The organism is Novosphingobium sp., from assembly GCF_039595395.1.
Taxonomy (GTDB): domain Bacteria; phylum Pseudomonadota; class Alphaproteobacteria; order Sphingomonadales; family Sphingomonadaceae; genus Novosphingobium.
In genome coordinates this window covers 1415262-1427282 of the sequence record NZ_JBCNLP010000001.1, presented here as the reverse complement: position 1 = coordinate 1427282, position 12021 = coordinate 1415262, and the positions used below count along the sequence as shown (strand labels likewise).

The following is a 12021-nucleotide window of genomic DNA, read 5'->3' as shown; positions in this document are numbered from 1 at the left end:
CACGATAGGGTTGAGAGAGTATGATCGACACACAGACCGGCGCCGACCCACGGCGCCTGATGGCCATGGCCTCCATGCGGTGGCAGCAGGTGATGGCTATCGCGGTCTGTGTCGCGCTCAATGCTCTGGACGGTTTCGATGTGCTCTCGATCAGCTTTGCCTCGCCGGGCATCGCCGCCGAATGGGCCATCGACCGCAAAGCGCTGGGCTTTGTGCTCTCGTTCGAGCTGATGGGCATGGCGCTCGGCTCGATCCTGCTGGGCCAGGTGGCCGACAGGATCGGGCGGCGCGCCACGGTGCTGGGCTGTCTGGCGATGATGCTGGCGGGCATGGGCGCCACATCTTTCGTCCATTCCCTGCCAGAGCTGGCGATCACCCGCGTGCTGACGGGCCTTGGCATCGGCGGCATGCTGGCGGTCACCAATGCGCTGGTTGCCGAATATGCCAATGACCGCTGGCGCAGCGCCGCCGTCACGGTGATGGCGGCGGGTTACCCCATGGGCGCCATCGCGGGCGGCTCGATCGCCAGCGCCATGCTGGCCACCCATGGCTGGCGCGATGTGTTCCTGCTGGGCTGCGGCATGACGCTGCTGCTGCTGCCCTTCGTGGCGATCTTCCTGCCCGAGCCCGTCAGCGCCGTGTTGCTGCGACGCGATGCAGGCACGCTGGGGCGCCTCAACCAGTCGCTGCGCAAGCTGGGGCATGACACTGTCTCGGCCCTACCCCCGCAGAGCGAAGCACCGCGCAAGACCACGCTGGCCGATCTGTTCTCGCCCGATCTGCGCCGCCTGACCGTGATGCTGACCATCGCCTATTTCATGCATATCCTCACCTTCTACTTCATCCTGAAATGGGTGCCCAAGGTGGTCAGCGATATGGGCTTCACCCCCTCGGCGGCGGGCGGCGTGCTGGTCTGGGCCAATGTCGGCGGGCTGATCGGCGGACTGGTGTTTGCCGCGCTCAGCAGCGTGCTGCCGCTGCGCAAGCTGATCGTCGGCGCCATGCTGGCCTCGGTGGTGACGGTGACCTGGTTCGGCCAGCCGCACGCGGGCCTGCATGCGCTGGCATGGGCGGCGGCCATCGGCGGCTTCTGCACCAATGCGGGTGTGGTGGGGCTCTATGCGCTGGTCGCCTCTTCCTTCCCCACCGCGACTCGCGCGGGGGGCACGGGCTTTGTGATCGGCGTGGGGCGTGGCGGCGCGGCGCTGGGCCCGGTGATCGGCGGCTTCCTGTTTCAGGCGGGCTTTACCCTGCCGCTGGTCGCCGCGATCATGGCATGCGGGGCGCTGATCGCCGCTCTCGCGCTGACGGTCGGGCCGCGCGGTTTGGCCGATCCGCTGCCGGCCTAAATCTCTTCCAGCCGCCGCGCGTCATAGCGCTGCTGATTGGCACTGACATGGCCCATGCGCGTTTCAGCCCAGTCGATCAGGAACCCAAGCGCATCGAGCAATTCGCGCCCGAGCGGCGTGAGCGTATAGGTCACGCTGACCGGCACGGTGGGCTCGGCATGGCGGGTGACCAGCCCGTCGCGCTCCAGCGAGCGCAGAGTCTGGCTCAGCATCTTTTGCGAAATGCCGTCCACCGCGCGTTTCAACGCGCTGAAACGCTGCGGCCCGTCGCCCAGCAGGCGCAGCAGCAGCACGCTCCATGTGTCGCCGATGCGGTCGAGCAGCTTGCGGGTGGGGCAGTCGCGCGCAAAGGCATTGCCGCGCGGAAAGGCCGACCCGGTTTCATCAGGGTAACCTGGTGAGAAAAAAGTGCCGTCTTGCATGGATCGTTTCCATAGCACACCTGGTTACCAGAAGAAACCACAGGAGGTCTTTATGAAGGTAGCAGTTCTGGGCGCCAGCGGCCGCGCCGGTTCCGAAATCACCAGGGAGCTGGCCAGCCGGGGCCATCAGGTCACCGCCATCGCCCGCAAGCCCGAGGCGATTCCCTCGGCCGAGGGTGTCACCGCCGTGCAGGGCGATGCCAGCGATCCCGCCGCTCTGCCGGGACTGATCGCGGGCAGCGATGCGGTGATCAGCGCTCTGCATTTCGATGTCGGCGCCGCCACCCTGCTCGACGCGCTCAAGCAGGCCGGTGTGCCCCGTCTGCTGGTGACAGGCGGCGCGGCCAGCCTGACCCTGCCCGACGGCAGCCGGGTGATCGACTCGCCCGATTTCCCCGAAGAATGGAAAGGCCCCGCGCAGGGCGGCATCGCCTTTCTCGACGCACTGAAGGGCGAGAGCGAGATCGACTGGACCTTCTTCTCCCCCGCCGCGCTGATTTTCGAAGGGCCGCGCACCGGCCATTACCGCGCGGGCGGCGATGCCCTGGTGCTGGATGACAAGGGCGACAGCAAGATCAGCTTCGCCGATTACGCCATCGCCATGGTCGACGAACTGGAGCAGCACAAGCACAGCCGCGCCCGCTTCACCGCCGCCTATTGAGCTTGAACGCGAAAGCGCCGCCGGGCCTGCCCCGACGGCGCTTTCGCAGGTCCTGCCAAACTCAGGCCCCGACGCGCAGTGCCGCCGCCAGCGCCGTCCAGCGCGCCTGAGAGGCGATCTGGGCGTGAATGACCGGCAGCACTCCGGCCTTGCGCAGTTCCAGAAACACATCGTCACTCAGCGCCTCGACCCTTTCAGGCGAGACGGAGAAGAACTCGAGCGCCAGATGAGGCGTGCTCGCGCCCGGCGAGGTGTGCTGGACGCTCTTGGCTTCGAGCAGGCCATGCGCCTGCAACAGGGTAAGCACCAGAGTGGTGCGCGCCTCCGCCGCCTGATAGCTGCGGCAGAAGCCCACCGCATGGCGCGTCAGATCGGTGACATCGCGGTTCTGGAACAGCGGCACCGCGCCTCCTGCCCCCACCGGCGCCACCCGGCGCGAGGCATGGTCGAGGTAAAGCGCGGGCCCCTCGCGCCCCTGCGCCGGGCCGAAAGCGAAAGGATAGCGCCGCAGATAGCCGGGCACATAGGCATCCACACGATAAACACCGTTGTGGATGAACTGGTTATGCCCCGCCTCCAGCCCGGCCACGGCATAGGGCTGACGTCCGTCACCCAGAAAGACGATGGGATAATCCAGCGAGGCGCGCGGAAATTCATCCGCCGTGAGCGGGATCAGCGGCGCCTTTTCGGCAAAGCTGTAATCCGTCACATGAGCCAGCACCCCCACCCCGCCATGCGAGGCCAGAGCGATGAGATGTGGATTCTGATAAAGGGGAAGGCCGAGCCTGGCGCGCGCAGCCTGTGCTGCCTGCTCGGCCGCGATCCGCGCTGCCACCTGCGACGCGACGACTCCTGCTGGAACGCCGCCCGCGCTTGCCACGCGCTGCTGATTGCTGCCGTACTGGTTGTTATCCGCCATCGTGTCCCTGCCAACTGACATGAAAATGCCGCGCCATGACCGCCATGGGCACGGACGCGGGAAGATCAGACAGCAGAAGGATAACACAGCGAATCTGTACCGATGAAAGCAGAGCCCCCTCCGCAAATCACCGTAATCAGCGCGCGCGGGACAAGGCGCGCGCCGTCATGACGAAGTGCCGATCAGTCGGCTTCGTCCTTGACCAGGGCATCGACGATCATCGCGGTCAGGCTTTCTTCGGCACGCAGGCGCGTGTTGTCATCCTTGGCCGCCAGATCATGACGAATCCATTGCGGCGCGCGCTGAAGCACCGCGAGAATAAGCGCACCATGTTCACTGTTCATTCCGCTTATATGATCCATCCATCGCGCCTGTGCAACCGGTCTGCGACGAATGGCCTATATTGATTGCGTCGGCCTTATGAAGATGTGGATCAATCAAGAGGTTGAAGGAATAATCGCAGGGGGGTTACCCCCCTGCACCCCATTTCGTCTCCCGACACTGAGGGCGGACATGAGATCACCTGCAGCGCCAACGTCCCGCCGGGAGACGTTATGGGAGCGCGAGGGCCCGGAGCATTCCTCTTGAGGAATGCGACCAACCAAAAACGCCCCCTCGCATTGTCTTTTGACTGCCAATCAGCCCTTCCGTCCGCGCAACAGATGAATCGCCCCGCCAAGCAGGTTCCAGCACAGGCAGGCGATCAGCGTCTTGGTCGGCAGGTTGAGGAACAGATAGAGGCACCCCGCCACGGCGCCGCTCGCCACCAGCATGCCAGCGGGAACGCGGAACGGGCGAGGCATATCGGGCGCGCGACGCCTCAACACGATCAGGCACAGACCCACGGCGGCAAAGGCGATCAGCGTCCCGGCATTGGCCAGCGCGGCGATCTCGGAGATCGGCAGCACGCCAGCCAGAACGGCGACGATCACCGCCGTCATCGTCGTCACCCGCAGCGGCGTCCCGCGTGAGGACAGCTTTGCCAGCGAAGCGGGCAGGAAGCCGTCACGCGCCATGGCAAGGAAGATGCGGCTCTGGCCATAGAGAAAGCCCAGCAGCACCGTGGGCAGAGCGATAACGGCGGCAATCGCCACGATCCGCGCGATGGAGGCCTGCCCCATTTCGCGCAGGATCAGCGCTAGCGGCTCGGGGCTCTGCGCGAAATGGGTGAAGGGCATGGCGCCGATCGCCGCCGCGGCCACCAGCACATAGACCAGCGTGCAGATCGCCAGCGAGCCGATGATGCCGATCACCAGATCGCGCCCCGGATTGCGCGTCTCCTCGGCGGCGGTGGAAATGGCGTCAAAGCCATAGAAGGCGAAGAAGATGATCGCGGCGGCGGCCATCACCCCGCGCTCGATGCCATCGGGGCTCATATGCTTGCCGAAGCCATAGGGCATGAAGGGCGAGAGGTGCGACGCATCGAAGGCGGGCAGCGCCACCGCCACGAACAGGCTGAGCGTCAGGATCTTGATCAACACCAGAATCGTGTTGATCCGCGCGCTTTCCCGCGTGCCGAAGCTGAGCAGCCCCGCAATCACCGCGATGATGAAGATGGCCGGCAGATTGATGATGCCGCCCAGTTCGGGCCCGTTGGTCAGCGCCTTGGGGAAGCCCACCGCCTGCAGCAGCGGCGTGGCATAGCCCGACCAGCCCACCGCCACGGTAGAGACCACCAGCGAATATTCCAGAATCAGGCTCCAGCCCACGATCCAGCCCACGGTCCGCCCCAGCACCTTGTGGCTGTAGCTGTAGGCGCTGCCCGCCGTTGGCATCATCGCGGAAAGCTCGGCATAGGCCAGAGCGGCGCAGGCGCAGATCGCCCCGGCGATCGCGAAGGACAGCAGCACGGCGGGCCCGGCGCGATCCGCGCCGACGCCGATCAGCGTGAGAATGCCCGTCCCCACGATCGAGCCCACCCCAAGGGCCAGCAAATGAGGCCAGGACAGCGTCCGGGGCAGCGCCGCCGGAGCGGAATTTTCAACAGATGACATGGCCGCTTACTCACTCAACATCATGGTCAGAGGCCTCGCCGAAGCCAGGGATTTCCCGGCGGCAAAGGCTCTGGATCGCCCCGCATAGCGGCAAAGCGGCGCGTGGAACAGAGCCGCGAATGCGCCATGATTCTTGTCCTTTCCGCCGCCCGATCGAGACTGGAGGCAACAGCTCACCGATTACACTGCACTGCACAACGAGACGCTGCGCTGCAGAAATTCTTTGTTACGAAAGCAGAATTTTTCCGAAACGTCCTGTCTCCACAATGGGGTCGAAAGCGCGCCTCCCCCTGCGCATCGATCACAGGAGTTCATTATGGTCCGCCCCCGCACCTTTCAGGCCCGCCGCACGGCGCCCCAGAACCATGCCTCGCAGGAGGCCAGCCACCGGCTGAAAGGCACGATGGCATTGCTCGGCGTGGGTCTGGCCATCCTGGCCTTTCTGGTCGCAATCGACCGCCCGCAATGGTTCCATATCCGCCCGGCCACCGGCACCTCGCTGGCGATGTCGCATGCGATGGGCGGCAAGGCCGCGGACAAGAACCATCAGCCGACAAAACCCGCCACGCCGCGCTGATCCGAAAGCGCGCCAACTCTCCCTTGCTTTCAGGCCCTTTGCAGGACAGTCTGCCGCCCCATGATCGTGATTTCCAAATCGAGCTACCAGACCATCGTCGGCGGCATCAAAGGCCCTTTGCTGCTGCTGTTCGTGTGGGATGTGATCGTCACCGTCACCTATTACCACTTTCCCTTTCAGGCGCCCGGCCTGCCGCTGACCTTGTTCGGCAGCGTGCTGGCGCTGATTCTGGGTTTCCGCAGCACATCGGCCTATCAGCGCTGGTGGGAAGGGCGCGGGCTGTGGGGGTTGATGATCAACGCCAACCGCAATCTGGCACGCGCCGCAGCCAATTTCCTGCCCGAGGGGGCTGATGCTACCGGCCAGAGCCAGGGACTGCGCCGCGCCATCGTGCTGCGCCAGATCGCCTATGTGAATGCGCTGCGCAGCCAATTGCGCCGCACCCCCATCGACACGGCGCTGCTGCCCGATCTGTCACCGGGCGAGGCGGAAACGGCGATGGCCCGCGCCAATGTCGCCAATGCCATTCTGGACGGCACCGGGCGGCTGATTGCCGAGGCGAAGCAGCAGGGGCTGATCGACACCATCCAGCAGACCCATATGGAAGGCATTCTGGTCGATATGGCCAATGCCCAGGGCGGGATGGAGCGGTTGAAGAACACGCCCCTGCCCGCTCAGTTCCGGGTGTTTCCCAAGCTGTTCACCCATCTGTTCTGCCTGCTGCTGCCCTTCGGGCTGGTCGAGGCGCTGGGCGTGGCGACGCCGCTGGGCTCGACGGTGGCGGGCACGATGTTTCTGGCCGTTCTGGCGATCGGTGACGATCTGGTCGATCCCTTCGCCAACACGATCCACGATCTGCCGCTGGAGGCCATGTGCCGCACCATCGAGATCGATCTGACCCAAGGCCTTGGCGATGTCGCCCCGGCCCCGATCACGCCCGACGATGCGGGTGTGCTGTGGTGATTGCCAAAAGGTGAAGGCGGGGGATAGGCCCCCGCCGACTTTTCAAGGGCGCCGCGTGATCCGTCCATGATGCGCGGTGCGGGCATGCAAGGGACGCGGACGAAGCCGCCGCGCCGGACGCGCTGAAACATCCTCGTCCGGCGCCTCGCTCCGATCCAGCACGGTGACCGAGAGCAGCAAGCCACCCACCACCAGAAACACCGAGACCATCCGGACGAACAGGCTCTGCTCCAGCGGGCTGACCAGCAGGCCAGCGACCACCACGCCCAACAGAACCAGCGAAACCCAGCGCCGATGCAATTTGTCGGCGGCCACCCAGGCCGCGATCGTCAGCAGGACCGCGACCAGCAAACTGCCGATCATCAGTGCCGCGCCATCGGCGAAAAGCGAAATCATACCCATCGCAACCCCTTTCAAGCATCCTCTCCGGCGTGCCGATCTATGGTGTCGGTCTTCGCCTGATGCTGATGAAAGACATATCGCAATACGATGTTCCTTGCGAGTCCTTCTTTCTACCCCGCGCAAGGCCCGGTTGATGGAGACATGCCCGCTGCCTGCGGTCAGGCCCCGCCGCGCCGCCTGGCGCGTGTGACCCAGGCCCAGAGGCTGGCTCCCGCCACCAGCACCGCGCCCGGCACGGCCTTGCCCCGCTGGCGCAGGAAGGTCAGGCCCGTCATCGCCATCGCAAAGGGAATGATTCCCGTCTTGCGCAGCGCCTGCGTGCCCACCTGCCCTGTCACCAGTTCGGCCAGTTGTTCAGGAGCACTGTTCTTGGGGTCCTGCGACGCAACGATGGGCTCAGCGACGGCAGGCGGCGGGGCAATCGGGGCGGGAGGCTGCTCCATGGTCCGCCGGGCGCGCAGGTCGAGGGCGGAATTCAGCTCGGCCCCCAGCAGCAGGACATAGCTCGAAAGATAGAGCCAGGTCAGCACCGCCACCATCGCCCCCAGCGAGCCATAGGTGGCGTTATAATGCCCGAAATGAGAGATATAGAGGTCGAAGCCGAGAGACAGCACGAGCCACCCCAGCGCCGTCAGCGTCGATCCGGGGCTGATCCACGCCTCATGCGGGGTGGAGCGCGCCGGGGCATAGCGATAGAGCGTGGCCGCCACCCCCGCCCCGCCCAGCCCGATAAAGAGATAGGACAGAGCCTTGCCCAGAAAGCTCAACCCGGCGGGCATCTGGGGCAGCCAGTGCCCCCAGCTCCCGACAAAGGCCATCGCCGCCAGCGCGACGATCACCACCACCACGCCGCCGCCGGTGACCCCCAGCGCCATGCCATAGACGGCGAAAAATCCTCGCCTTTCCTTCACTTCATAGGCGATGTTGAGAGCCACGATCAGCGATTGCGCACTGTTGCGCGCGCTGAACAGCGCCAGCAGCAGGGCGCCCACCGCGCCAAGCCCCTTCTTGCCGCTGGAGGTGCTCACCACCTCCATCAACTGCTTGCCGACCAGCCTTGCGGCATCCTCGGGCATCACCTCGGCCAGCACGCGGGCGTGATGCAGCACGGTCTCGGGATCGGCCAGCAGGCCATAGCCCAGCACGATCGCACCCAGCAGCGGCACCAGCGCCAGAAAGGCATAGAAGGCCACACCCGCGGCGATCAGCCCGACATTGTCCTCATCGGCCTCACGCCAGGCATAGAGCGCCGCATCCTTGCCATGCGCGCGCAGCATGCCCCAGCGCGAGGGTCCCCAAAGCGAGGATATCTTGCCCGCTCCAGCCGATTTGCTGCCTGTACTCATCCGTGAGGCCCCCGCCGCGCCAGCAACGCATGTCTGGCCTTGTGAAACGGAACGTCGCTGGGCCGGGATAGGTCCGATCAAAGGAGCCGCCACCACCAAATCGCGGATCAACAACGTAAAAACCCGGAGTCACATTTCCCCTAGTCCCACGTCGATTTTTCGGGAACCATCCCGAATGAAGGCCGTTAGTTGGGCAAGACGCTGCGGCTAGCCCGAAGATGTATACATCCTACGGTTGCTTGTGCCGAGCATCATTTTGAGCGCCTGGGCCTGGTAACGCAGCCCAGGCGCTCAATTTGTTTTCAGAACCCTTTATTCATTCTGCATTCAGAATTCTTGACCGCCCGTTAACTTTTGATTTGTTTGATTCACAAAAAAATAAAGCAAGACTCTGATGAATCGAAAAATCTTTTCGGCACTACTCTTAAATTCGTATCCTTAACGCCGTTCTTATCCGAAAATTTACGGAGTTATGGGAAAAACCGTAAAGGCGCTTCGGCTGTTCCGAATGGTCCTTCCGCTACGGATGTGCCGAGCGCCACCCTTCCCCTTACCGGGGACGAGGGGAAACACCTCAGGGCTGGCGCATCAGGCGCGGCGGCTTCTCGGCCAGATCGGCCAGCGGCGTATCCACGCTGACATGCAGCCCTTGCGGCGCATAATCGACGAACAGCCGCCCCGTCACATGCGCCAGCAGCACCCGCTCGATCATCCGGCTGCCAAAACCGCGATGCTGCGGCGGGTGGACCAGCGGCCCGCCCTGCTCCTGCCAGTCGAACAGGAAATGGCGTTGTCCCTCGCGCTCCTCCACCGCCCAGCGCAGGGTGATCGATCCGGCATCATTGCTCAGCGCGCCATATTTGGTGGCATTGGTCGCCAGCTCATGCACCGTCAGCGTCATCGCCAGCGCGGCCTGCGCCCCGATCCGCACCTCGGGCCCTTCCAGCGCGATGCGGTCGCCATAGCCCAGCACGCAGGAGAGGCCCGCCTTGACGATATCGCTCAGGCTCCCTTCTTTCCACGCACCGCCGGTCAGCCCGTCAGTGGCCTGAGCCAGCGCCAGCAGCCGCGAGGCGATCTTGGCCGAGGCATCGCCCAGATCATCGGCATGGCGCAAGGTCTGGCTGACGATCGACTGCGCCAGCGAGAGCAGATTCTTCAACCGGTGGCTCAGTTCGCCATTGAGCATCCGCTGATGCTCCTGCGCGTCGCGGATCTCGGTGTGATCGCGCGAGACCACCAGCACCCGGCTGACCGCCCCGCTCTCGTCATGCAGCGGCGAGGCGGTGACATGCCACCATTTGGTCTGCCCCAACCATGTTCGCCCCTCGCCCTCGAAATGCGACGTCTGCCCCAGCGCCGCCGCCACCAGCGCCGCGCGGGCCAGCTCGCGGCTTTCCGGCGTGGTCATATAGTCGGGCCAGTAACTGCCCTTCACCTGCGCCAGATCGGCGATCTCGGCGGTGCGCATGCCACCCTCGTTGATGTAGGTGAGCGTGCCGTCCAGCTCGATCAGCTTGATGCAATCGCTCGATGCCGCGAGGATCTTCGAGAGCAGCGCCTCGCGCCGGGCCAGCCGCGCCCGTGCCGCCTCGGCCTCGCGCTGGGCCAGCACGCGGGCAGTGACATCGCTGGCCATGCCGAACCATTCGACGATGGCGCCATCGGCATCGAATTGCGGAATGGCGCGGGATGACACCCACCCCTCGCTGCCATCGGCCCGGCGCACGCGATGCTCCAGCGCGAAGGTGCCGCCGCGACGGATCGCGTCCTCGATAGCAGCGCGGATTTGCGGCTGATCCTCGGGGAAGATATAGTCCTCCAGCCAGCGGATGCTGGCGGCGGCGGTGTCGACCAGCATGTCGCGGCCATGGAGCTGGCGCATCTCGCTCCAGTCCGCGCTCATGCTGTAGATGATGTCCGAGCTGGCGCGCAGCAGCGCATGCATCTGCGCCTCGCTGCGGCTGAGCGCTTCCTCGGCCCGGCGGCGCTGGGTGACATCCCGTGTCACGATCAGCACCTGCCCCGGCGCATCCTTCAGCGGCGAGATCGCCATCGCCAGCATCATGCCGTGCGGCGAAACCTCGCGCTCGCAGCGGAAGGGTTTGCCGCTGGCCAGCACGCTGTCGCAATCGGCCTGCCAGTCCTCGCTGGCGCCGGGGAAGGCATCGCGCAGGATCTGGCCGGTCAGATCGCCCAGGCCGAACATCACGCACATGGCCGGGTTCATCGCCAGACAGCGATAGGTGCCTTCAGGCAGTCGCTCGATGATGCAGGCGCCTTCCTCGATCGCGTCGAAAGCGGCGCGCAAACCTGCCGCCGCATCGAGCCCATCGCTGATCCCGGCCGGAACCGGCCGCTTTCCCTCCATCATGCCCGCACTTGTCCCCACAGATCCGATGCAAGCGCGCGGAGTCCATCCCCCCGAGCGCCCCGTTTTACCACTTCGCGTCGGGTGAAGGAAGGTCGAGCCTTGCCAGGGCGCCTCCAAGCAGGATGCGGGCCACGAAACTTGGCGCTTTCCGTCAGCATGCCCAAAACATGCCGGTCACGATGCCTTGGCCCCCGCCCCGGCCTCGCCTATAGCCCTGCCATGAGGAGCGAGGAGCAACGCCGCCTGCTGGGCCAATTCATCCGCTCGCATCGTGAAAGCATGGCGCCCGACATGCCCACGGCGCGCCGCCGCACCCCCGGCCTGCGCCGCGAGGAGCTGGCCGCCCGCGCCGGGATCGGCGCCACATGGTGCGCCTGGATCGAGCAGGGCCGCGACGTCAGCGTCTCGCCCGAGGCGCTGCGCCGCCTCGCCATGGCCCTCGCCCTGACCCCGGCGGAGCGCGCCTATCTCTTCGAACTGGCCGGGCGCCGCGACCCTGACGCGCCAGCGCCAGTGCCCGTGTCGGACGCGCCCGATGCGCTGCAGGCGATGGTCGGCCTGCTGGAACACCCCGCCTATGGGCTCGACCGCCTGTGGAACGCCTGCTGCTGGAACGAGGCCGCGCAAGGGCTCTTCGCCCATTGGCTGGGCGCGAAGGGCCCGAAGAACCTGCTGCGCTACGTCTTCACGGCGGACACCGCCCGCGAGCTGATCCCCGATTGGGAAAACCGAGCCACCCGTCTGCTGGCCGAGTTCCGCGCCGATTACGGTCGCACGCTGGATGATCCGCGCGCTCAGGCGCTGGTGGAAGAGCTGAAAGCGCAAAGCCCCTTTTTCGCGCAAGTGTGGGACCGGCAGGCGGTGACGGCGCGCGAAGGTGGTCTGCGCGGGTTTGTGCATCCTGTGGAGGGGTTGATCGCCTATCGGCAGCACACGCTCCATCCGGCGGAGCGGGGCGATTACAAGCTGGTGGTTTTGGTGCCTTCAGAAGGGGAAGAATAAAAGCAGGGGACG

12 protein-coding genes are annotated in these 12021 nt (G+C 65.4%); 5 read left to right on the top strand and 7 right to left on the bottom strand.

What is annotated here, in order from left to right; genetic code table 11:
• Positions 1-20 precede the first annotated feature (20 nt).
• Positions 21-1349 (top strand): MFS transporter, encoded by a 1329-nt coding sequence (locus ABDW49_RS06815; RefSeq protein ID WP_343610663.1) that lies wholly within the window; start codon positions 21-23, stop codon positions 1347-1349.
• Here ABDW49_RS06815 and ABDW49_RS06810 read toward each other — a convergent pair.
• Positions 1346-1771 carry a helix-turn-helix domain-containing protein gene (locus ABDW49_RS06810; protein ID WP_343610662.1) on the bottom strand — a complete coding sequence of 142 codons (426 nt, stop codon included), beginning with the start codon at positions 1769-1771 and terminating at the stop codon, positions 1346-1348. The two genes, ABDW49_RS06815 and ABDW49_RS06810, sit on opposite strands and share 4 nt — an antisense overlap.
• A 52-nt stretch (positions 1772-1823) precedes the next feature.
• Between ABDW49_RS06810 and ABDW49_RS06805 the strand changes: the two genes are divergently transcribed.
• Positions 1824-2432, top strand: coding sequence for an NAD(P)-dependent oxidoreductase (locus ABDW49_RS06805; protein ID WP_343610661.1), 609 nt, complete (start codon positions 1824-1826; stop codon positions 2430-2432).
• 61 nt (positions 2433-2493) lie between these two features.
• Here ABDW49_RS06805 and ABDW49_RS06800 read toward each other — a convergent pair whose 3' ends face one another.
• The 3 genes from ABDW49_RS06800 to ABDW49_RS06790 form a co-directional block, all read right to left on the bottom strand.
• Positions 2494-3351, bottom strand: coding sequence for a SapC family protein (locus ABDW49_RS06800; protein ID WP_343610660.1), 858 nt, complete (start codon positions 3349-3351; stop codon positions 2494-2496).
• Between the two features lie 182 nt (positions 3352-3533).
• Positions 3534-3713 (bottom strand): hypothetical protein, encoded by a 180-nt coding sequence (locus tag ABDW49_RS06795; RefSeq protein ID WP_343610659.1) that lies wholly within the window; start codon positions 3711-3713, stop codon positions 3534-3536.
• A gap of 276 nt (positions 3714-3989) precedes the next feature.
• A complete protein-coding gene (locus ABDW49_RS06790) occupies positions 3990-5345 on the bottom strand; it encodes an amino acid permease (RefSeq protein WP_343610658.1) in 1356 nt (451 codons plus the stop codon).
• 316 nt (positions 5346-5661) lie between these two features.
• Between ABDW49_RS06790 and ABDW49_RS06785 the strand changes: the two genes are divergently transcribed.
• Together ABDW49_RS06785 and ABDW49_RS06780 are read left to right on the top strand one after the other, a co-directional pair.
• Entirely contained in the window at positions 5662-5922 is a 261-nt protein-coding gene (locus ABDW49_RS06785; RefSeq protein ID WP_343610657.1) for a hypothetical protein, read from the top strand.
• Positions 5923-5982: 60 nt separating this feature from the next.
• On the top strand, positions 5983-6885 hold the full coding sequence (locus ABDW49_RS06780; protein WP_343610655.1) for a bestrophin family ion channel: 903 nt from the start codon (positions 5983-5985) through the stop codon (positions 6883-6885).
• 42 nt (positions 6886-6927) lie between these two features.
• Here ABDW49_RS06780 and ABDW49_RS06775 read toward each other — a convergent pair whose 3' ends face one another.
• The 3 genes from ABDW49_RS06775 to ABDW49_RS06765 all read right to left on the bottom strand — a co-directional run bounded on the left by ABDW49_RS06775 (position 6928) and on the right by ABDW49_RS06765 (position 11007).
• Entirely contained in the window at positions 6928-7287 is a 360-nt protein-coding gene (locus tag ABDW49_RS06775) for a hypothetical protein (protein WP_343610653.1), read from the bottom strand.
• A gap of 158 nt (positions 7288-7445) precedes the next feature.
• Positions 7446-8633 (bottom strand): YihY/virulence factor BrkB family protein, encoded by a 1188-nt coding sequence (locus ABDW49_RS06770; RefSeq protein WP_343610651.1) that lies wholly within the window; start codon positions 8631-8633, stop codon positions 7446-7448.
• 574 nt (positions 8634-9207) lie between these two features.
• Positions 9208-11007, bottom strand: coding sequence for a PAS domain-containing protein (locus tag ABDW49_RS06765; protein ID WP_343610650.1), 1800 nt, complete (start codon positions 11005-11007; stop codon positions 9208-9210).
• Positions 11008-11226: 219 nt separating this feature from the next.
• On the opposite strand from ABDW49_RS06765, the gene ABDW49_RS06760 reads away from it, so the two are divergent.
• A complete protein-coding gene (locus ABDW49_RS06760) occupies positions 11227-12009 on the top strand; it encodes a helix-turn-helix transcriptional regulator (RefSeq protein WP_343610649.1) in 783 nt (260 codons plus the stop codon).
• The last annotated feature ends 12 nt before the right edge of the window (positions 12010-12021 follow it).